The organism is Streptomyces sp. NBC_01264 (assembly GCF_026340675.1).
Classification (GTDB): Bacteria; Actinomycetota; Actinomycetes; order Streptomycetales; family Streptomycetaceae; genus Streptomyces.
The window spans coordinates 5,715,401-5,735,959 of sequence record NZ_JAPEOX010000001.1 but is presented as its reverse complement, the minus strand read 5'-3'; the positions used below and the strand labels follow the sequence as shown (position 1 = coordinate 5,735,959).

Annotated in this window: 17 protein-coding genes; 4 read left to right on the top strand and 13 right to left on the bottom strand. The window is 70.6% G+C overall.

Annotated elements, in window-relative coordinates; translation table 11 throughout:
* Positions 1–81 precede the first annotated feature (81 nt).
* From OG435_RS26905 to OG435_RS26890, 4 genes are all read left to right on the top strand, one after another.
* Positions 82–822, top strand: a complete 741-nt coding sequence (locus tag OG435_RS26905) for an ABC transporter ATP-binding protein (protein ID WP_266880525.1) — start codon at positions 82–84, stop codon at positions 820–822.
* A gap of 10 nt (positions 823–832) precedes the next feature.
* A complete protein-coding gene (locus OG435_RS26900) occupies positions 833–3,511 on the top strand; it encodes a fumarate reductase/succinate dehydrogenase flavoprotein subunit (RefSeq protein WP_266880523.1) in 2,679 nt (892 codons plus the stop codon).
* 183 nt (positions 3,512–3,694) lie between these two features.
* A complete protein-coding gene (locus OG435_RS26895; RefSeq protein WP_266880521.1) occupies positions 3,695–4,294 on the top strand; it encodes a hypothetical protein in 600 nt (199 codons plus the stop codon).
* Between the two features lie 58 nt (positions 4,295–4,352).
* Positions 4,353–4,952, top strand: a complete 600-nt coding sequence (locus OG435_RS26890) for a Uma2 family endonuclease (protein WP_266880519.1) — start codon at positions 4,353–4,355, stop codon at positions 4,950–4,952.
* Between the two features lie 75 nt (positions 4,953–5,027).
* Here the strand turns inward: OG435_RS26890 and nuoN are convergent, their stop codons facing one another.
* The 13 genes from nuoN to OG435_RS26825 are packed head-to-tail and all read right to left on the bottom strand — an operon-like array spanning position 5,028 to position 20,548.
* Positions 5,028–6,647: an NADH-quinone oxidoreductase subunit NuoN gene (gene nuoN, locus OG435_RS26885; RefSeq protein ID WP_430625780.1), complete on the bottom strand. Its 1,620-nt coding sequence runs from the start codon at positions 6,645–6,647 to the stop codon at positions 5,028–5,030.
* A 38-nt stretch (positions 6,648–6,685) separates the two neighbouring features.
* Entirely contained in the window at positions 6,686–8,287 is a 1,602-nt protein-coding gene (locus OG435_RS26880; protein ID WP_266880517.1) for an NADH-quinone oxidoreductase subunit M, read from the bottom strand.
* A 1-nt stretch (position 8,288) separates the two neighbouring features.
* A complete protein-coding gene (gene nuoL, locus OG435_RS26875; protein ID WP_266880516.1) occupies positions 8,289–10,184 on the bottom strand; it encodes an NADH-quinone oxidoreductase subunit L in 1,896 nt (631 codons plus the stop codon).
* 12 nt (positions 10,185–10,196) lie between these two features.
* The gene (nuoK, locus tag OG435_RS26870) at positions 10,197–10,496 is read right to left on the bottom strand and encodes an NADH-quinone oxidoreductase subunit NuoK (protein ID WP_112449176.1); all 300 of its coding nucleotides are present in this window, start codon (positions 10,494–10,496) and stop codon (positions 10,197–10,199) included.
* Positions 10,493–11,323, bottom strand: a complete 831-nt coding sequence (locus OG435_RS26865; protein ID WP_266880513.1) for an NADH-quinone oxidoreductase subunit J — start codon at positions 11,321–11,323, stop codon at positions 10,493–10,495. The genes nuoK and OG435_RS26865 overlap by 4 nt, the downstream gene beginning before the upstream one ends.
* Positions 11,320–11,931 (bottom strand): NADH-quinone oxidoreductase subunit NuoI, encoded by a 612-nt coding sequence (gene nuoI / locus OG435_RS26860; protein ID WP_266880511.1) that lies wholly within the window; start codon positions 11,929–11,931, stop codon positions 11,320–11,322. The genes OG435_RS26865 and nuoI overlap by 4 nt, the downstream gene beginning before the upstream one ends.
* Entirely contained in the window at positions 11,924–13,294 is a 1,371-nt protein-coding gene (gene nuoH / locus OG435_RS26855) for an NADH-quinone oxidoreductase subunit NuoH (protein ID WP_266880510.1), read from the bottom strand. Before nuoH ends, nuoI begins: the two co-directional genes overlap by 8 nt.
* Positions 13,291–15,819, bottom strand: coding sequence for an NADH-quinone oxidoreductase subunit G (locus OG435_RS26850; RefSeq protein WP_266880508.1), 2,529 nt, complete (start codon positions 15,817–15,819; stop codon positions 13,291–13,293). Before OG435_RS26850 ends, nuoH begins: the two co-directional genes overlap by 4 nt.
* Positions 15,816–17,165, bottom strand: a complete 1,350-nt coding sequence (gene nuoF, locus OG435_RS26845) for an NADH-quinone oxidoreductase subunit NuoF (protein WP_266880506.1) — start codon at positions 17,163–17,165, stop codon at positions 15,816–15,818. Before nuoF ends, OG435_RS26850 begins: the two co-directional genes overlap by 4 nt.
* Positions 17,165–17,920 carry an NADH-quinone oxidoreductase subunit NuoE gene (nuoE, locus tag OG435_RS26840; RefSeq protein WP_266880505.1) on the bottom strand — a complete coding sequence of 252 codons (756 nt, stop codon included), beginning with the start codon at positions 17,918–17,920 and terminating at the stop codon, positions 17,165–17,167. The genes nuoF and nuoE overlap by 1 nt, the downstream gene beginning before the upstream one ends.
* Positions 17,917–19,257, bottom strand: a complete 1,341-nt coding sequence (locus OG435_RS26835) for an NADH-quinone oxidoreductase subunit D (RefSeq protein WP_266880504.1) — start codon at positions 19,255–19,257, stop codon at positions 17,917–17,919. Before OG435_RS26835 ends, nuoE begins: the two co-directional genes overlap by 4 nt.
* Positions 19,257–19,997 carry an NADH-quinone oxidoreductase subunit C gene (locus OG435_RS26830; protein WP_266880502.1) on the bottom strand — a complete coding sequence of 247 codons (741 nt, stop codon included), beginning with the start codon at positions 19,995–19,997 and terminating at the stop codon, positions 19,257–19,259. Before OG435_RS26830 ends, OG435_RS26835 begins: the two co-directional genes overlap by 1 nt.
* On the bottom strand, positions 19,994–20,548 hold the full coding sequence (locus tag OG435_RS26825) for a NuoB/complex I 20 kDa subunit family protein (RefSeq protein ID WP_243339941.1): 555 nt from the start codon (positions 20,546–20,548) through the stop codon (positions 19,994–19,996). Before OG435_RS26825 ends, OG435_RS26830 begins: the two co-directional genes overlap by 4 nt.
* Positions 20,549–20,559: the final 11 nt, after the last annotated feature.

Genomic DNA, 20,559 nt, shown 5'->3' with positions numbered 1-20,559 from the left:
CACCCGCAGCCGGGCTCCGGTGGAGGGGGCGCCCCGCGCAACGGCACGTATTCGTATTCGGCGACCCAGGAAGGACGGACCATGTCCGCAGACACCCTCACCCCCGCCCCACCCACGGGCGCCGCCCTGCATCTCACCGGCGTCAGCCTCGGTCACCCCACCACCGCCCCCGTCCTCGACGGCCTCGACCTGGCCGTCCACGCGGGCGAGGTCCTCACCGTCGTCGGCCCGTCCGGCTGCGGAAAGTCCACCCTGCTCCGCACCCTGGCCGGCCTGCTGCCGCCACTGCGCGGCGTCGTCGAGCAGGACGGCTCCCCGGTCAGGGGTCCGCACGCCGACCGGGCGCTGGTGTTCCAGGACGACGCCCTCCTCCCCTGGCGCACGGTCCGTGCCAACGTCGAACTCCCCCTGGCCATCCGCGGAGCCACCCGCGCCGACCGCCGCCGCACCGCCGCCGAGTGGCTGGCCCGCGTAGGCCTGGCCGACCACGCCCACAAGCACCCGCACCAGCTCAGCGGCGGCCAGCGCCAGCGCGTGCAGCTGGCCCGCGCCCTCGCGGCGGCGCCCCGGGTCGTCCTCATGGACGAACCCTTCGGCGCTCTCGACGCCCAGACCCGCGCCGAGATGCAGGACCTCCTCGTCACCGTCCTCGCCGGCAGCGGCGCCACCGTCGTCTTCGTCACCCACGACGTGGACGAGGCCCTGCACCTCGGCGACCGCGTCGCCCTCCTCGCCACCGGCGAGCTGATCGGCGTACCGCACCCCCGCTCGCGGACCGCGGACCGTTCCGCGCTCCGCCGCCGCATCCTCGACTCCCTCTGAAAGGCCCCCTATGGACATCCCCGCGCTCGCCGACGCCGAGGAACTGACCTGCGACGTCCTCGTCATCGGCGGCGGCACCGCCGGCACGATGGCGGCGCTGACCGCCGCCGAGGCCGGTGCGCGGGTGCTGCTCCTGGAGAAGGCGCACGTACGGCACTCCGGGGCCCTCGCCATGGGCATGGACGGGGTCAACAACGCCGTCATCCCGGGCCGCGCCGAGCCCGACGACTACGTCGCCGAGATCACCCGCGCCAACGACGGCATCGTCGACCAGTCCACGGTCCGCCAGACGGCGACCCGCGGGTTCGGCATGGTGCAGCGGCTGGAGTCGTACGGGGTGAAGTTCGAGAAGGACGAGCACGGCGAGTACGCCGTCCGCCAGGTCCACCGCTCCGGCTCGTACGTGCTGCCCATGCCGGAGGGCAAGGACGTCAAGAAGGTGCTGTACCGGCAGTTGCGCCGGCGTGAGATGCGGGAGCTGATCCGGATCGAGAACCGGGTGATGCCGGTCCGTGTCCTGACCGATCCCGGGGACGGGCGGGCGATCGGCGCGGCCGCCTTCAACACCCGTACCGGCGCCTTCGTGACCGTGCGGGCGGGGGCCGTGATCCTCGCGACCGGACCGTGCGGACGGCTCGGGCTGCCCGCCTCCGGATATCTCTACGGGACGTACGAGAACCCCACCAACGCCGGTGACGGCTACGCGATGGCGTACCACGCGGGCGCCGCGCTCACCGGCATCGAGTGCTTCCAGATCAACCCGTTGATCAAGGACTACAACGGCCCGGCCTGCGCCTACGTCGCGAACCCCTTCGGCGGCTACCAGGTCAACCGGCACGGCGAGCGGTTCGTGGACTCCGACTACTGGTCGGGGCAGATGATGTCGGAGTTCGCCGCCGAACTGGCCTCCGACCGCGGCCCGGTGTACCTCAAGCTCAGCCACCTCCCCGAGGAGACCGTCGCCGCCGTCGAATCGATTCTGCACACCACTGAGCGGCCCACGCGCGGCACCTTCCACGCGAACCGGGGCCACGACTACCGCACCCACGACATCGAGATGCACATCTCGGAGATCGGCCTGTGCGGCGGCCACTCGGCCTCCGGCGTACGCGTCGACGACCACGCCCGCACCACCGTGCCGCGGCTGTACGCGGCCGGGGACCTGGCCTCCGTACCGCACAACTACATGATCGGCGCGTTCGTCTTCGGCGATCTGGCGGGAGCGGACGCCGCCCAGTACCGGCCGTACGAGGGCGAGTTGCCGGCCGCGCAGCTCGCCGCCGCCCACGAGCTGATCTACCGGCCGCTGCGCCACCCGGACGGTCCGCCGCAGCCGCAGGTGGAGTACAAGCTGCGGCGGTTCGTGAACGACTACGTGGCCCCGCCCAAGACGGGCGCGAAGCTGTCGCTCGCCGTGGAGGCCTTCACCCGGATGGAGAGGGAGATCGGCGAGATGGGCGCCACGACCCCGCACGAGCTGATGCGCTGCGCCGAGGTCTCCTTCATCCGGGACTGCGCGGAAATGGCGGCGCGGGCCTCCCTCGCACGGACCGAGTCCCGCTGGGGGCTGTACCACGAGCGGCTCGACCACCCCGAGCGCGATGGCGCGGGCTGGCTGCACCACCTGGACCTGCGCAAGTCCCCTTCGGGGGCGATGGAGTTCACGGCGCGCCCGGTCGACCCCTATCTGGTGCCGGTCCCCGAATTCACCCCGACGGGCGGGCTCTCCCGGCACCTCGGCGAGGTCGAGCTGGTCGGCGTGGCCCTGGCGGGCGGCGAGGCCCGGGCGGCGGCCCCCGCGGCGGCCGCCGCCCGGGACACCGGATCCGCGCCGGGCTCACCCCGGATCCTGGAGCTCCTCTCCCTGGCGGAAGAGGCCCCGGGCCTGCCCGCCCTCCTCCCCTACCTGGACGACCCCGACCCGGCGGTCCGCGCCACGGCGGTGGCGGTGCTCGGCGAAACCGTCCCGGCGGGCGCCGGTCCCGCCCTCGGGGAGCGGCTGGCCGACCCCGACCCGGCGGTCCGCGCGGCCGCGGCGGCGGCGCTGCGCGAGCTGTTGGAGGTGCTCGCGCCCGACCCCGAACTGGGTGCGGCCCTGCGGGCGGGCCTCGCGGTGCCGGATCCGGCGGTCCGGTCGGCGGCCCTCGAAGCCCTACGGGTCCTGCGGCTCGGGGAGACCGGCCTGTACGAGCGGTCCCTGCGGGACGCCGACGTGGACGTCCGCATCCAGGCGGTGCGGGCGCTGGTCTCCGTGGACGCGGAGGCCGCGCTGGCAACGGCCGCGGGGGACTCCTCCCGGGAGGTCCGGGTGGCCGTGGCCAAGGCCCTCGGCACCCTGCGGGCGGGCTCCGCCCTGACCCCGCTGCTGTCGGACCCCGACCCCCTGGTCCGGGCGGCGGCGCTGACCTCGGTCTCCTTGACCGGCGGCCACACGGCGCGGGCCGTCTCCGCCCTCTCCGACCCGGCGTGGCAGGTCCGCGCGGGGGCTGCCGCCGGGCTGTCCTCGGCGCCGGCCGGGGTGGCGGTGGCCCCGCTCTCCCTCGCCCTCTCCGACCCGAACGCGGACGTCCGCAAGGCCACCGTCCTCGCCCTGCGCGCGCACCGCCCCGACCCGTCCGCCCTGTCGGCCCTGGCCACGGCCGCCACCGACCCCGACGCGGACGTCCGCGCCTACGCCACCCGGCTGTAGCCCCCTGCGCGGAGCCGCCCGCAGCCCCGGCTGCGGATGTGCCGCTGCGCGGGGCGGAGTTCCCCTACCCGCAGGGTGCGCCATCGCGTCACCCGTCCGGAGCCCCGCCGCGTGCAGGGGCGGCGCGGCGCCCGGATCGTGGTGGCAAGCCCCGACTCCGACCCCCGAACGGCAGGAGCCCCGATGTCCCTCCGCCCCCGCATGGCCTTCCTCGCCTGCGCCGCCGCGATATCCCTCGGCCTGGCCGCCACGGTCGCCACCGTCCCCGCCCACGGAGTCGACGGGCCCGCGCCCGACCCGAGGAACGCGAAGGCGATGCGCGACATGGCCACGGCCATCCGGGTGACGGCCAAGTACACGGACGAGCAGCAGGCCCTGAAGGACGGGTACGTGCCGCACGGCGAGGCCTGCATGACCAACCCCTTCGGGGTGGGTGCCATGGGCTACCACTACGTCAAGGAGTCCAACTGGGGCTCCACAGATCCCAGCAAGCCGGCGGCGCTGCTCTACAGCACCGAGAAGGACGAGCACGGCCGCCGCAAGCTGGAGGCGGTGGAGTGGATGTCCAAGGACCGGGACCAGGACTTCAAGACCACCGACGACCGACCGACCATGTTCGGGCTCCCCTTCGACGGACCCATGCCGGGCCACTGGGCGGGCATGCCCAAGCACTACGACCTCCACCTGTGGGCCTACAGGGACAACCCGGCGGGCCGCTTCCACAACTGGAACACGGCCCTGACCTGCCCCAAGGGAACCACCACCCCGCACAGTCACTCCTAAGAGCGACATCCCGGGATTCCCCGGCGATACGCTGGTCGGACTCGCGAGACTCCGGCTCATGGGAGCACTGATGAACCCGGAACACAGCTGGCCCATCCCGCCGCCCGGCGGCTGGACTGCCGACGACCTGGACACGCTTCCGAATCTGCCTCCGCACACGGAGCTGATCGACGGGAGCCTGGTTTTCGTGAGTCCGCAGACTCTGTTCCACATGCGAGCGATCAGTTTCTTCGATGGGCAGCTTCAATCGCTGGCTCCGAACGTGTACGAGGTCCTCCGCGAGTTCACCATCGACATCGACCGCCACAACCGCCCCGAACCCGATGTCATCGTCGTGGACGACAGCGCGGTGGGCGACCTGAATCAAACCAGGCTGCCCGCCGCAGCTGTCTGTCTGGCCATCGAAGTGGTCTCGCCCGAATCGATCGGCCGTGACCGTGGCGTCAAGCCGGTCAAGTACGCGGAGGCCGGTATCGCGCACTTCTGGCGCGTGGAGCACCTGGACGGCCGTGCCGTGGTCTATGTCTACGAACGGGACCCGTCGACGGGGAGATACGGAACCGCGGGCATCTTCCACGACCGTCTCAAGGTCTCCGTCCCCTTCCCCATCGACCTGGACCTCACCGAGATCATGCCGAAGCGACGGCGCACCGCATAGCCCCCGCCCCGCGCACGGCGAAGGGCCCGGCCCCCCGGAAAGGGGAAGCCGGGCCCTCGGCCGTACTCCGTACGGTCAGCGCACGAACGTGCTAGCGCTTCCCGCCAGGTCCAGGAAGTACTGCGGGGCCACGCCCAGGACCACCGTGACCGCGACGCCCACCGCGATCGTCGTCATCGTCAGCGGGGACGGGACGGCGACCGTGGGGCCGTCCGCCTTCGGCTCGCTGAAGAACATCAGGACGATCACCCGGATGTAGAAGAACGCGGCGATCGCGGACGAGATGACACCGACCACGACCAGCGCTCCCGCACCGCCCTCCGCCGCCGCCTGGAAGACGGCGAACTTGCCGGAGAAGCCGGAGGTCAGCGGGATGCCCGCGAAGGCGAGAAGGAAGACCGCGAAGACCGCCGCCGTGAGCGGTGAACGACGTCCCAGGCCCGCCCACTTGGACAGGTGCGTGGCCTCGCCGCCCGCATCGCGCACCAGCGTGACCACCGCGAAGGCGCCGATGGTCACGAAGGAGTACGCGGCCAGGTAGAAGAGGACGGACTTGACGCCCGCCTCCGAGGTGGCGATCACACCGGCCAGGATGAAGCCGGCGTGTGCGATCGAGGAGTAGGCGAGGAGCCGCTTGACGTCGGTCTGGGTGACCGCGATGACCGCGCCCGCCAGCATCGTGACGATCGCGACGCCCCACATCACCGGCCGCCAGTCCCACCGCAGGCCCGGCAGGACGACGTAGAGGAGACGCAGGAGGGCGCCGAAGGCGGCCACCTTCGTCGCCGCCGCCATGAAGCCGGTGACCGGGGTGGGGGCGCCCTGGTAGACGTCCGGGGTCCACATGTGGAAGGGAACCGCGCCGACCTTGAAGAGCAGGCCCATCAGGATGAGCGCGCCGCCGATCAGCAGCAGCGCGTCGTTGCCCATGGTGTCGGCGAGCGCCGGGTCGATGGTGGCCACGGTGCCGTCGACGACCTCCGCGATCGCCGCGTAGGAGACCGAGCCCGCGTACCCGTAGACGAGCGCGATGCCGAAGAGGAGGAAGGCGGAGGAGAAGGCGCCGAGCAGGAAGTACTTGACGGCCGCCTCCTGCGACATCAGCCGCTGGCGGCGGGCGGCGGCGCAGAGCAGGTACAGCGGGAGGGAGAAGACCTCCAGGGCCACGAACAGCGTCAGCAGGTCGTTGGCCGCGGGGAAGATCAGCATGCCGGCGACCGCGAACAGGGCCAGCGGGAAGACCTCGGTGGTGGTGAAGCCCGCCTTGACGGCTTCCTTCTCGCTCTCGCTGCCCGGTACGGACGCCGCCTGCGCGGCGAAGGAGTCCACCCGGTTGCCGTGGGCGGCCGGGTCCAGGCGCCGCTCGGCGAAGGTGAAGATCGCGACGACCGAGGCCAGGATGATGGTGCCCTGGAGGAAGAGGGCCGGTCCGTCGACGGCCACGGCTCCCATGGCCGCGATGTGCGCCTTGGAGCTGCCGTACCCGCCGGCGGCGAGCCCGACGACCGCCGCGAAGGCCGAGGCCAGCGCGGCGACGGCGAGGAACACCTGCGTGTAGTAACGGCCCTTGCGCGGCACGAAGGCCTCGACGAGGACTCCGATGATGGCCGCGCCCAGCACGATGAGCGTGGGCGACAGCTGAGCGTACTCGATGTGCGGGGCCGGGATCTTGTCGATCGGCGCCGCGGCCGCCAGGTTCGGCAGCAGGTTCTGGGCAGCAGCAGTCAGGGTGCTCACTTGGCCGCCTCCCCCTCGTTGGAGTGCTTCGCTTCGACAGCCACCTCGGGCTTCGGATCGGTCTCCTTGACGTCCGACATGGTGTGCTTCACCGCCGGGTTGACGATGTCGGTCAGGACCTTCGGGTAGACGCCCAGTCCGATCAGCAGCGCGATCAGCGGGGCGACCACCAGGACCTCCCGCAGGCGCAGGTCCGGCATGGTGCGGACCTCCTCCTTGAGGGGGCCGGTCATGGTGCGCTGGTAGAGGACCAGCGTGTAGAGCGCCGCCAGCACGATGCCGAAGGTGGCGATGATGCCGACGACCGGGTACCGGGCGAAGGTGCCGACCAGGACCAGGAACTCACTGACGAACGGGGCGAGGCCGGGGAGCGAGAGCGTGGCCAGGCCGCCGATCAGGAAGGTGCCGGCCAGGACCGGGGCCACCTTCTGCACGCCGCCGTAGTCGGCGATGAGCCGGGAGCCGCGCCGCGAGATCAGGAAGCCGGCGACCAGCATGAGCGCCGCCGTCGAGAGCCCGTGGTTGACCATGTAGAGCGTCGCGCCGGACTGGCCCTGGGAGGTCATCGCGAAGATGCCCAGGATGATGAAGCCGAAGTGCGAGATGGAGGCGTACGCCACCAGCCGCTTGATGTCCCGCTGGCCGACCGCGACCAGCGCACCGTAGACGATGCTGATCAGGGCCAGGACCAGGATCACCGGCGTGGCCCACTTACTGGCCTCGGGGAAGAGTCCGAGGCAGAAGCGGAGCATCGCGAAGGTGCCGACCTTGTCGACGACGGCGGTGATCAGGACGGCTACCGGGGCCGTTGCCTCGCCCATCGCGTTCGGCAGCCAGGTGTGCAGCGGCCAGAGCGGGGCCTTCACCGCGAAGGCGAAGAAGAAGCCGAGGAACAGCATCCGCTCGGTGTTGGTCGCCATGTCGAGCGTGCCCGCGGCGCGGGCGGCGGTGATCTCCTGGAGCGAGAAGTTCCCGGCGACCACGTAGAGCCCGATGACGGCGGCCAGCATGATCAGGCCGCCGACCAGGTTGTAGAGGAGGAACTTGACCGCCGCGTACGAGCGCTGCGCGGCCGCGTTCTCATCTGACCCGGAGTGTGCCCGGTCGCCGAAGCCGCCGATGAGGAAGTACATCGGGATGAGCATGGCTTCGAAGAAGATGTAGAAGAGGAAGACGTCGGTGGCCTCGAAGGAGATGATCACCATCGCCTCGACCAGCAGGATCAGGGCGAAGAAGCCCTGGGTCGGCCGCCAGCGCGAGGAGGAGGTCTCCAGCGGGTCGGCGTCGTGCCAGCCGGCCGCGATCACGAAGGGGATCAGCAGCGCGGTGAGTGCGATCAGCACCACCCCGATGCCGTCGACGCCCAGTTCGTAGCGGACGCCGAAGTCCGCGATCCAGGCGTGCGATTCGGTGAGCTGGTAGCGGTCGCCACCGGGCTCGAAGCGGACCGCGACGAGCACGGCCAGGGCCAGGGTCGCCACCGAGAAGAGCAGGGCGAGCCATTTGGCGGCGGTCCGGCGGGCGGCCGGGACGGCCGCCGTCAGGATCGCGCCGACCGCGGGGACCGCGGCCGTCACCGTCAGAAGCGGGAAACTCATCTCACACCGCCCTCATCAGCAGGGTCGCGGCGATCAGGATCGCCGTGCCCCCGAACATCGAGACCGCGTAGCTGCGGACGTAGCCGTTCTGCAGCTTGCGCAGCCGGCCCGACAGCCCGCCGACTCCGGCGGCCGTCCCGTTGACCACGCCGTCGACCAGGCTGTGGTCGACGTAGACGAGGGAGCGGGTCAGGTGCTCCCCGCCGCGGACGAGGACCACGTGGTTGAAGTCGTCCTGGTAGAGGTCCCGCCGGGCCGCCCGGGTGAGGAGCGAGCCGCGCGGGGCGACGACCGGGACGGGCTTCCTGCCGTACATCACCCAGGCGATGGCGACGCCGATGACGAGGACCACCATGGTGGCCGCGGTGACCGCCGTGGCGCTGATCGGCGGGTGTCCGTGCTGGTGTCCGGTGACGGGCTCCAGCCAGTTCAGGAAGCGGTCGCCGATCGCGAAGAACCCGCCCGCGAAGACCGAGCCGAAGGCCAGGACGATCATCGGGATGGTCATGGACTTCGGGGACTCGTGCGGGTGCGGCGCGTGGCCCTCTGCGTCCGGCTGCCAGCGCTTCTCGCCGAAGAAGGTGAGGAGCATGACGCGGGTCATGTAGAAGGCGGTGATCGCCGCACCGAGGAGGGTGACTCCGCCGAGGATCCAGCCCTGGGTGCCGCCCTTGGCGAAGGCGGCCTCGATGATCAGGTCCTTGGAGAAGAAGCCCGACAGACCCGGGAAGCCGATGATGGCGAGGTAGCCCAGCCCGAAGGTCGCGAACGTCACCGGCATGTACTTGCGCAGGCCGCCGTACTTGCGCATGTCGACCTCGTCGTTCATCCCGTGCATCACGGAACCGGCGCCGAGGAAGAGGCCCGCCTTGAAGAAGCCGTGCGTGACCAGGTGCATGATCGCGAACACGTACCCGACGGGGCCGAGGCCGGCCGCCAGGATCATGTAGCCGATCTGCGACATCGTCGATCCGGCGAGGGCCTTCTTGATGTCGTCCTTGGCGCAACCGACGATCGCACCGAAGAGGAGCGTGACGGCTCCGACGATGGTGACGACCAGCTGGGCGTCGGGCGCCCCGTTGAAGATCGCGCCCGAGCGGACGATCAGATAGACGCCGGCGGTGACCATGGTCGCCGCGTGGATGAGGGCCGAGACCGGGGTCGGGCCCTCCATCGCGTCCCCGAGCCAGGACTGGAGCGGCACCTGCGCCGACTTGCCGCAGGCGGCCAGCAGCAGCATGAGGCCGATCGCCGTCAGCTTGCCCTCGGAGGCGTCGTCCGCCGAGCCGAGGACCGGGCCGAAGGCGAAGGTCCCGAACGTGGTGAACATCAGCATGATGGCGACCGAGAGGCCGATGTCGCCGACGCGGTTGACCAGGAAGGCCTTCTTGGCCGCGGTGGCCGCGCTGGGCTTGTGCTGCCAGAAGCCGATCAGGAGGTACGAGGCGAGGCCCACGCCCTCCCAGCCGAAGTACAACAGCAGGTAGTTGTCGGCGAGCACCAGCAGGAGCATGGCCGCGACGAACAGGTTGAGGTAGCCGAAGAAGCGGCGGCGCCGCTCGTCGTGCTCCATGTAACCGATGGAGTAGATGTGGATGAGCGTGCCCACGCCGGAGATCAGCAGGACGAACGTCATCGACAGCTGGTCCAGCTGGAAGGCCATGTCGGCCTGGAAGCCCTCGACGGGGATCCAGGTGAACAGCCGCTGGTGCAGGGTGCGGTCCTCGGCTCCGCGGCCGAGCATGTCGGCGAAGAGGACGACGCCGGTCCCGAAGGAGGCGGCGGCGAGCAGGGTGCCGAGCCAGTGCCCCACCTTGTCGAGGCGGCGGCCGCCGCAGAGCAGCACCGCCGCTCCGAGCAGGGGCGCCGCGATCAGCAGCACAATCAGGTTCTCCACTGTGAACGCCCCTTACAGCTTCATCAGGCTGGCGTCGTCGACCGAGGCCGAGTGGCGGGTACGGAACAGCGACACGATGATCGCGAGGCCCACCACGACCTCGGCGGCGGCGACGACCATCGTGAAGAACGCGATGATCTGGCCGTCGAGGTTGCCGTGCATCCGGGAGAAGGTGACGAAGGCGAGGTTGCAGGCGTTGAGCATGAGCTCCACGCACATGAACAGCACGATCGCGTTCTTCCGGATCAGGACTCCGGCCGCCCCGATGGTGAACAGCAGCGCGGACAGGTACAGGTAGTTGACCGGGTTCACTTCGAGGCCTCCTCTCGGGCATCGAGGGCGTCGCGGCCGAGCCGCTCGGAGGACCGCTGCTCCAGGGCCTTCAGGTCGTCCAGGGCCTGGCCGGAGACGTCCCTGATCTGGCCGCGGGCGCGCAGCGTCTGGTTGACGGTGAGCTCGGAGGGGGTGCCGTCCGGCAGCAGGCCCGCGACGTCCACGGCGTTGTGCCGGGCGTAGACGCCGGGTGCGGGCAGCGGCGGGAGCTGTACGCCCTCGCGTACGCGGCGCTCGGCGAGTTCGCGCTGGGTGGCGGCCCGCTCGGTGCGCTCGCGGTGCGTGAGCACCATCGCGCCGACGGCCGCGGTGATCAGCAGGGCGCCGGTGATCTCGAAGGCGAACACGTACTTGGTGAAGATCAGCGTGGCCAGGCCCTCGACGTGCCCGCCGGAGTTGATCCGGCCGAGTCCGTTGAAGTGGGTGAGCCGGGCGTTGGAGATGCCGGCGATCAGCAGGATGCCGAAGCCGAGTCCGCACAGGACGGCGAGCCAGCGCTGCCCCTTGATGGTCTCGGTCAGCGAGTCCGCGGCGGTGACGCCGACGAGCATGACGACGAAGAGGAAGAGCATCATGATCGCGCCGGTGTAGACGACGACCTGGACGATGCCGAGGAAGTACGCCCCGTTGGCGAGGTAGAAGACCGCCAGGATGATCATCGTCCCGGCCAGGCTCAGCGCGCTGTGCACGGCCTTCTTCATCAGGATCGTGGCCAGCGCGCCGATGACGGCGACCGTGCCGAGGATCCAGAACTGGACCGCCTCACCGGAGGAGGTGAGGGTGGCGGCAGCGGCGAGGGAGCTCATGCGCCCACCCCCTCGGAGGTGTTGTCAGCGACCTCGCCCTTGGAGACGGCCACCTGGCGGACCGTCCCGGGAGCCGCCCCGGTCACCAGCCCGCGGTAGTAGTCCGTGTCGTCGGTGCCGGGGAAGATCGAGTGCGGTGCCTCGACCATGCCCTCGGTGAGCCCGGAGAGCAGCTGCTCCTTGGTGTAGATGAGCGCTTCGCGGCTGGAGTCGGCCAGTTCGAACTCGTTCGTCATGGTCAGCGCCCTGGTCGGGCACGCCTCGACGCACAGCCCGCACAGGATGCAGCGGGCGTAGTTGATCTGGTAGACGCGGCCGTACCGCTCACCCGGGGAGTAGCGCTCCTCCTCGGTGTTGTCCGCGCCCTCGACGTAGATCGCGTCGGCGGGACAGGCCCAGGCGCACAGCTCGCACCCGATGCACTTCTCAAGACCGTCCGGGTGGCGGTTGAGCTGGTGCCGCCCGTGGAAGCGGGGTGCGGTGGTCTTTTCCTGCTCCGGGTACTGCTCGGTGAGGCGCTTCTTGAACATGGCCTTGAAGGTCACGCCGAAGCCGGCCACCGGGTTCTGCCACTTCTCGCCCTGCTCGGCGTCAGACTTGTCAGACATTCTCAGCACCCTCCTCTCGGTCACTTTCAGTATTCGCCGCGCCACTGACAATGAGCTCCCGCTCACTGCGGGGCCGCCTGCGCGGTACGGGTGCCAGGTGCTGGCCGGGCTTGGGCGGTACGGGGAATCCGCCCGCCAGGGGGTCGAAGGGTTCGGCGGCCGCGGCCTGTTCGGCGTCCGCGAGGGCCGTCTTCTCCTTCTTGTCGCGGAACAGGTCCGCGACGAAGGACAGCAGCAGGAGCGCGATGACCCCGCCGCCGACGTAGAGCACGATCTCCTGGAAGTCGTAGTTCTCGTTGCGCAGCGCCCGGACGGTGGCGACCAGCATCAGCCACACCACGGAGACCGGGATGAGCACCTTCCAGCCGAGCTTCATCAGCTGGTCGTAGCGCACGCGCGGGAGCGTGCCGCGCAGCCAGATGAAGAAGAAGAGGAGCAGCTGGACCTTGAGGACGAACCAGAGCATCGGCCACCAGCCGTGGTTCGCGCCCTCCCAGTACGTGGAGATCGGCGCCGGGGCCCGCCAGCCGCCCAGGAACAGGGTGACGGAGACCGCGGAGACGGTGACCATGTTGACGTACTCGGCGAGCATGAACAGCGCGAACTTGATCGAGGAGTACTCGGTGTTGAAGCCGCCGACCAGGTCGCCCTCGGACTCCGGCATGTCGAAGGGGGCGCGGTTCGTCTCGCCGACCATCGTGATGACGTAGATGATGAAGGAGACCGGCAGCAGGATGATGTACCAGCGGTCCGCCTGGGCGTCCACGATCGCCGAGGTCGACATCGACCCGGAGTAGAGGAAGACCGAGGCGAAGGCCGCGCCCATCGCGATCTCGTACGAGATCATCTGCGCGCAGGAGCGCAGGCCGCCGAGCAGCGGGTACGTGGAGCCGGAGGACCAGCCCGCCAGCACGATGCCGTAGATGCCGACCGAGGCCACCGCGAGGATGTAGAGCATCGCGATGGGCAGGTCGGTCAGCTGCATCGTGGTGCGCTGGCCGAAGATGGAGACCTCGTTGCCCGAGGGGCCGAAGGGGATCACCGCGATGGCCATGAAGGCCGGGATCGCCGCGATGATCGGGGCGAGGACGTAGACGACCTTGTCGGCCCGCTTGACGATCAGGTCTTCCTTCAGCATCAGCTTCACGCCGTCGGCGAGCGACTGGAGCATGCCCCAAGGGCCGTGCCGGTTGGGGCCGATGCGCAGCTGCATCCAGGCGACGACCTTGCGCTCCCACACGATGGAGAACAGCACGGTCACCATCAGGAAGGCGAAGCAGAACACCGCCTTGACGACGACGAGCCACCAGACGTCCCTGCCGAACAGGGAGAGGTCTTCGGCGGCGATCTGAACGGTGTTCACGCGCCCACCTCCGCAGGGGAGTCGCTGGTGTCGGCGGGGGTGGCCGGGCCGATGCGGACCAGCTCCCCCGGGCGGGCTCCGGTGTCGGCGAGGACCCCGGAGCCGGTGGAGTTCATCGGGAGCCAGACCACCCGGTCGGGCATCTCGGTGACGCGCAGCGGCAGTTCCACCGAGCCGGCGGGGCCGGTCACCGCGAGGACGTCGCCGTGCTTGACGCCGGTCTCGGCGGCCGTGGCGGCCGACAGGCGGGCGCTTGCCTCGTGCCGGGTGCCGGCCAGGGCCTCGTCGCCGTCCTGGAGCAGCCCCTGGTCGAGGAGGAGCCGGTGCCCGGCGAGCACGGCCTCTCCCGCGCCGGGACGGGGCAGCAGCGCCCGGTCCCCGGGCCGTCCCTCGGCACGCTCCCCGGCCCACGGGCCGAGACCGTCGAGCTCCCGGCGTACGGCGTGTACGTCGGGCAGCGCGATCGGCCGGTCGGCCGCGTCGGCCAGCATGTGCAGCACGCGGGAGTCGGCGGGGGCGAGCCGGCGGGTCATCTGCTCGGGCTTGAGCGCGGCCTCGAACGGCCGGACCCTGCCCTCCCAGTTGATGAACGCGCCCGGCTTCTCGGCGACGGCCGCGACCGGGAAGACCACGTCCGCGAGGTCGGTGACCTCGCCGGGCCGCAGTTCCAGGGAGACCACGAAGGCCTCCTGGAGCGCGGCCTTCGCACGGGCCGGGTCCGGCAGGTCGGCGAGCTCGACGCCCGCGACCAGCAGGGCGGAGAGTTCCCGGGTCGCCGCAGCCTCGACGATCTGGCCGGTGTCGCGGCCGTAGCGGTGCGGGAGCTCGTCCAGGCCCCAGGCGGCCGCGACCTCGTCGCGGGCGCGCGGGTCGGTGGCGGGGCGGGCACCCGGCAGCAGGGACGGCAGCGCGCCCGCCTCGACGGCGGCCCGCTCCCCGGCCCGGCGCGGGATCCACACCAGGGTGGCGCCGCTCGCGGCGGAGGCCCGTACGGCCGCGGTCAGCGCGCCGGGCACGCCCGCGAGGCGCTCCCCCACGACGATGACCGCGCCGGGCAGGCGCAGCGCGTCGGCGGCGGCCTGGCCGCCGTCCTCCAGGCCGGCCTGCGAGGCCAGGGCGTTGAGCCACTCGGGCTCGGTGCCGGGGGCGGCGGCCAGCAGCGTGCCGCCCGCCTTCTCCAGGCCGCGCGTGGCGAACGGGGCGAGGGCGAAGGTCCGCTGCTTGTGCTTGCGGTGGGCCTTGCGCAGCCGCAGGAAGACCCCGGGGGCCTCCTCCTCGGCCTCGATGCCGACGAGGAGCACGGCCGGGGCCGCCTCCAGCGAGGCGTTGGTGACGCCGGCGCCGTCCAGGTCCTTGCCGGTGCCCGCGACGGAGGACGCCAGGAACTCGGCCTCCTCGGCGCTGTGCACCCGGGCCCGGAAGTCGATGTCGTTGGTGTCGAGCACGACCCGGGCGAACTTGGAGTACGCGTAGGCGTCCTCGACGGTGAGGCGTCCGCCGGTCAGCACTCCGGCCCGCCCGCGCGCGGCGGCCAGTCCGTTGGCGGCGGCCTCCAGGGCCTCGGGCCAGCTCGCCGGGGCCAGGACCCCGTCGCTGCCGCGGACCAGCGGGGTGGTGAGCCGGTCGGGGCGCTGCGCGTAGCGGAACCCGAAGCGGCCCTTGTCGCAGATCCACTCCTCGTTGACCTCGGGGTCCTCCGCGGCCATCCGGCGCAGCACCTTGCCGCGGCGGTGGTCGGTGCGCGTCGCGCAGCCGCCCGCGCAGTGCTCGCACACGCTCGGGGAGGAGACGAGGTCGAAGGGGCGGGAACGGAACCGGTAGGCGGCCGAGGTGAGGGCGCCGACCGGGCAGATCTGGATGGTGTTGCCGGAGAAGTACGACTCGAAGGGGTCGCCCTCGCCGGTGCCGACCTGCTGGAGCGCGCCGCGCTCCAGGAGCTCGATCATCGGGTCGCCGGCGATCTCGTTGGAGAAGCGGGTGCAGCGCGCGCACAGCACGCACCGCTCGCGGTCCAGCAGCACCTGCGTGGAGATCGGGACCGGCTTCTCGTAGGTGCGCTTCTTGCCTTCGAAACGCGATTCGGCGTTGCCGTGGGACATCGCCTGGTTCTGCAGCGGGCATTCGCCGCCCTTGTCGCAGACCGGGCAGTCCAGCGGGTGGTTGATGAGCAGCAGCTCCATCACTCCGCGCTGGGCCTTGTCGGCGACCGGGGAGGTCAGCTGGGTCTTGACGACCATGCCGTCGGTGCAGGTGATGGTGCAGGAGGCCATCGGCTTGCGCTGGCCCTCGACCTCGACGATGCACTGGCGGCAGGCGCCGGCCGGGGAGAGGAGGGGGTGGTCGCAGAACCGGGGGATCTCGATGCCGAGCTGTTCGGCGGCCCGGATGACCAGGGTTCCCTTGGGCACCGACAGTTCGATGCCGTCGATGGTCAGGGAGATGTGGTCCGGCGGGACCACGGCCTCTCCGCCGCCGGAGGTGCCGTAGCCCGCGGCGGAGCCGCTAGACGGTTGCAGTACGGTCATGCGGTCACCTCCGTGTCGGCCCAGAGGGTCGACTTCTTGGGGTCGAAGGGGCAGCCCTTGCCCGTGATGTGCTGCTCGTACTCCGCGCGGAAGTACTTGAGCGAGGAGAAGATGGGGCTGGCGGCGCCGTCACCCAGCGCGCAGAACGACTTGCCGTTGATGTTGTCGGCGATGTCGTTCAGCTTGTCGAGGTCGGACATGACCCCCTTGCCGGCTTCGATGTCGCGCAGCAACTGGACCAGCCAGTACGTGCCTTCGCGGCAGGGGGTGCACTTGCCGCAGGACTCGTGGGCGTAGAACTCGGTCCAGCGGGTCACCGCCCGCACCACGCAGGTCGTCTCGTCGAAGCACTGCAGGGCCTTGGTGCCCAGCATGGAGCCGGCCGCGCCGACGCCCTCGTAGTCGAGGGGGACGTCGAGGTGCTCCTCGGTGAACATCGGGGTGGAGGAGCCGCCCGGGGTCCAGAACTTCAGCCGGTGCCCGGGGCGCATGCCGCCGCTCATGTCGAGGAGCTGGCGCAGGGTGATCCCGAGCGGGGCCTCGTACTGGCCGGGGCCGACGACGTGCCCGGAGAGCGAGTACAGGGTGAAGCCGGGGGACTTCTCGGTCCCCATCGACTTGAACCAGTCCTTGCCCCGGTTCAGGATCGCGGGAACCGAGGCGATGGACTCCACGTTGTTCACCACGGTGGGGCAGGCGTAGAGCCCCTCGACCGCGGGGAAGGGCGGACGCAGCCGGGGCTGGCCGCGGCGGCCTTCGAGGGAGTCCAGGAGGGCCGTTTCCTCGCCGCAGATGTAGGCGCCGGCTCCCGCATGCACGGTGATGTCGAGCTTGAGGCCGCTCCCGAGGATGTTCTCGCCGAGGAAGCCGGCCTCGTACGCCTCGCGGACCGCCTCGTGCAGGCGCCGCAGGACCGGCACGGTCTCGCCGCGCAGGTAGATGAAGGCGTGCTCCGAGCGGATCGCGTAGCAGGCGATGATCATTCCCTCGATGAGGGAGTGCGGGTTGGCGAAGAGGAGCGGGATGTCCTTGCAGGTGCCCGGCTCCGACTCGTCCGCGTTCACCACGAGGTAGTGCGGCTTGCCGTCGCCCTGCGGGATGAACTGCCACTTCATCCCGGTGGGGAAGCCGGCGCCGCCGCGTCCGCGCAGGCCCGAGTCCTTCACGTAGGCGATCAGGTCGTCGGGGGTCATGGCGAGCGCCTTGCGCAGGCCCTCGTAGCCCTCGTGGCGCCGGTAGGTCTCCAGCGTCCACGACCGCGGCTCGTCCCAGAACGCCGACAGGACGGGCGCGAGGAGCTTCTCCGGACTCGTGCCGTTCTTGCTCAGTTCGGTGGACACGGTCATCACTCCCCTCCCTCGATGGTGGCCTCGCCGCGCGGGTGCACGATCGGGGCGTGCGGGGCTTCGCCGCGCGCGATGCGCAGGCCGATCAGGGAGGCGTGACCCGCGCCGCCGCTCGCCTCGACCGCGCCTTCGCGCTCGTCGGGGAAGCCCGCCAGGATCCGGGCGGTCTCCTTGTACGTGCACAGCGGCGCGCCCCGGGTCGGCTCGACGGGGCGGCCCGCCAGCAGGTCGTCCACCATGGCCTTGGCGGACTCGGGGGTCTGGTTGTCGAAGAACTCCCAGTTGACCATCACCACGGGGGCGTAGTCGCAGGCCGCGTTACACTCGATGTGCTCGAGGGTGACCTTGCCGTCGGGGGTGGTCTCGTTGTTGCCGACCCCGAGGTGCTCCTTGAGCTCGTCGAAGATGGCGTCGCCGCCCATGACCGCGCACAGGGTGTTCGTACAGACACCGACCTGGTAGTCCCCGGAGGGCTTGCGCCGGTACATCGTGTAGAAGGTCGCCACGGCCGTGACCTCGGCGGTCGTCAGGCCCAGCACCTCGGCGCAGAACCGGATGCCGGTGCGCGAGACGTAGCCCTCCTCCGACTGGATGAGGTGGAGCAGCGGCAGCAGCGCGGAACGGCTGTCGGGGTAGCGGGCGATGACCTCCTTCGCGTCCGCTTCGAGCCGGGCGCGCACGTCGGCCGGGAAGTCGGGTGCCGGAAGCTGGGGCATGCCCAGGCTCACCCCTGATACGGGCTGATTGGCTGTCATCGGTCGACGCCTCCCATCACGGGGTCGATGGAGGCGACGGCCACGATGACGTCGGCGATCTGGCCGCCCTCGCACATCGCCGCCATGGCCTGCAGGTTGGTGAAGGACGGGTCGCGGAAGTGGACCCGGTAGGGGCGGGTGCCGCCGTCGGAGACCACGTGCACGCCGAGCTCGCCCTTGGGCGACTCCACGGCCGCGTAGGCCTGGCCGGCCGGTACCCGGAAGCCCTCGGTCACCAGCTTGAAGTGGTGGATGAGGGACTCCATGGAGGTGCCCATGATCTGCTTGATGTGGTCGAGCGAGTTGCCGAGGCCGTCGGGGCCCATCGCGAGCTGCGCCGGCCAGGCGATCTTCTTGTCGGCGACCATGACCGGGCCCGGCTCCAGCCGCTCCAGGCACTGCTCGACGATCCGCAGGGACTGGCGCATCTCCTCCAGGCGGATCAGGAACCGCCCGTAGGAGTCGCAGGACTCGGTGGTCGGTACGTCGAACTCGTAGTTCTCGTAGCCGCAGTACGGGTCCGTCTTGCGCAGGTCGTGCGGGAGGCCGGCCGAGCGCAGGACCGGGCCGGTGGCGCCGAGCGCCATGCAGCCGGTGAGGTCGAGGTAGCCGACGTCCTGCATGCGGGCCTTGAAGATGGGGTTGCCGGTGGCGAGGCTGTCGTACTCCGGCAGGTTCTTCTTCATGGTCTTCACGAACTCGCGGAGCTGGTCCACGGCGCCCGGGGGCAGGTCCTGGGCGAGACCGCCGGGGCGGATGAACGCGTGGTTCATGCGCAGTCCGGTGATCAGCTCGAACACGTCGAGGATCAGCTCGCGGTCGCGGAACCCGTAGATCATGATCGTGGTCGCGCCCAGCTCCATGCCGCCGGTGGCGATGCACACCAGGTGGGAGGAGAGCCGGTTGAGCTCCATCAGCAGGACGCGGATGACGGAGGCGCGGTCCGGGATCTGATCGGTGATGCCGAGCAGCTTCTCGACGCCCAGGCAGTACGCCGTCTCGTTGAAGAACGGCGTCAGGTAGTCCATGCGCGTGACGAAGGTGGTGCCCTGCGTCCAGTTCCGGTACTCGAGGTTCTTCTCGATGCCGGTGTGGAGGTAGCCGATGCCGCAGCGGGCCTCGGTGACCGTCTCGCCGTCGATCTCCAGGATCAGGCGGAGCACTCCGTGTGTGGAGGGGTGCTGGGGGCCCATGTTGACGACGATCCGCTCGTCGTCCGCGCGGGCCGCCGACTGGACGATCTCGTCCCAGTCGCCGCCGGTGACGGTGTAGACGGTGCCCTCGGTCGTCTCGCGCGCCGAGGCGTGGTCGGCGGAGGCGTTGTGGGAAGTGGACATCAGCTGTACGACCTCCGCTGGTCGGGAGCCGGGATCTGGGCGCCCTTGTACTCGATGGCGATGCCGCCGAGCGGGTAGTCCTTGCGCTGCGGGAAGCCCTGCCAGTCGTCCGGCATCATGATCCGGGTGAGCGCCGGGTGGCCGTCGAAGATCAGGCCGAAGAAGTCGTACGTCTCGCGCTCGTGCCAGTCGTTGGTCGGGTAGACCGAGACGATCGAGGGCACGTGCGGGTCGGCGTCCGGGGCGGTGACCTCCAGCCGCACGATCCGGCCGTGGGTGAGCGAGCGCAGGTGGTAGACGGCGTGCAGCTCGCGGCCCTTGTCGTCCGGGAAGTGCACCCCGCTCACTCCGGTGCAGAGCTCGAAGCGCAGGGCCGGGTCGTCGCGCAGCGTCCTCGCGACGAGGAGGAGGTGCTCGCGCGCGATGTGGAGGGTCAGCTCCGCCCGGTCGACGACGACCTTCTCGATCGCGTTCTCGGGGACGAGGTCCTGCTCCTCCAGCGCCCCTTCGAGCTCGTCGACGACCTCGTCGAAGTACGAGCCGTACGGGCGGGCGCTCGCGCCGGGCAGGGCCACGGTGCGCACGAGGCCGCCGTAGCCGCTGGTGTCGCCGCCGCCACTGGCGCCGAACATGCCTTTGCGGACGCCGATCACCTCGGGACCGGCCGCTCCGCGGGGCGCGGGCACGTTGTCGCCGTCGCCGGCATGGGGGCCGCTGTGCACGGCCGGGTCCTCGCTCACCGCAGGAGCCCCTTCATCTCAATGGTGGGGAGCGCCTTGAGGGCCGCCTCCTCCGCCTCGCGGGCCGCCTCTTCCCGGTTCACGCCGAGCTTGCCGCCCTGGATCTTCTGGTGGAGCTTGAGGATCGCGTCGAGCAGCATCTCGGGGCGGGGCGGGCAGCCGGGCAGGTAGATGTCCACGGGGACGATGTGGTCGACGCCCTGGACGATCGCATAGTTGTTGAACATTCCACCCGAAGACGCACAAACCCCCATGGAGATGACCCACTTGGGAGCGGGCATCTGGTCGTACACCTGCCGCAGCACCGGCGCCATCTTCTGGCTGACCCGGCCGGCCACGATCATCAGGTCGGCCTGGCGCGGGGATCCGCGGAAGACCTCCATGCCGAAGCGGGCCAGGTCGTACCGGCCCGCTCCGGTGGTCATCATCTCGATGGCGCAGCAGGCCAGGCCGAAGGTGGCCGGGAAGACGGACGCCTTGCGCACCCACCCCGCGGCCTGTTCGACGGTGGTCAGCAGAAAGCCGCTCGGCAGCTTCTCTTCCAGTCCCATGGAAATTCAGC

What these genes read in the sequence shown, in the direction of transcription:
- OG435_RS26890 (WP_266880519.1), top strand. Translation starts at nt 4,353, where the DNA reads ATGGGAGCACTGATGAACCCGGAACACAGCTGGCCCATCCCGCCGCCC.
- OG435_RS26880 (WP_266880517.1), bottom strand. Translation starts at nt 8,287, where the DNA reads ATGAGTTTCCCGCTTCTGACGGTGACGGCCGCGGTCCCCGCGGTCGGC.
- OG435_RS26850 (WP_266880508.1), bottom strand. Translation starts at nt 15,819, where the DNA reads ATGACCGTACTGCAACCGTCTAGCGGCTCCGCCGCGGGCTACGGCACC.
- OG435_RS26900 (WP_266880523.1), top strand. Translation starts at nt 833, where the DNA reads ATGGACATCCCCGCGCTCGCCGACGCCGAGGAACTGACCTGCGACGTC.
- OG435_RS26905 (WP_266880525.1), top strand. Translation starts at nt 82, where the DNA reads ATGTCCGCAGACACCCTCACCCCCGCCCCACCCACGGGCGCCGCCCTG.
- nuoF (WP_266880506.1), bottom strand. Translation starts at nt 17,165, where the DNA reads ATGACCGTGTCCACCGAACTGAGCAAGAACGGCACGAGTCCGGAGAAG.
- nuoE (WP_266880505.1), bottom strand. Translation starts at nt 17,920, where the DNA reads ATGACAGCCAATCAGCCCGTATCAGGGGTGAGCCTGGGCATGCCCCAG.
- OG435_RS26825 (WP_243339941.1), bottom strand. Translation starts at nt 20,548, where the DNA reads ATGGGACTGGAAGAGAAGCTGCCGAGCGGCTTTCTGCTGACCACCGTC.
- nuoI (WP_266880511.1), bottom strand. Translation starts at nt 11,931, where the DNA reads ATGTCTGACAAGTCTGACGCCGAGCAGGGCGAGAAGTGGCAGAACCCG.
- OG435_RS26865 (WP_266880513.1), bottom strand. Translation starts at nt 11,323, where the DNA reads ATGAGCTCCCTCGCCGCTGCCGCCACCCTCACCTCCTCCGGTGAGGCG.
- OG435_RS26835 (WP_266880504.1), bottom strand. Translation starts at nt 19,257, where the DNA reads ATGTCCACTTCCCACAACGCCTCCGCCGACCACGCCTCGGCGCGCGAG.
- OG435_RS26895 (WP_266880521.1), top strand. Translation starts at nt 3,695, where the DNA reads ATGTCCCTCCGCCCCCGCATGGCCTTCCTCGCCTGCGCCGCCGCGATA.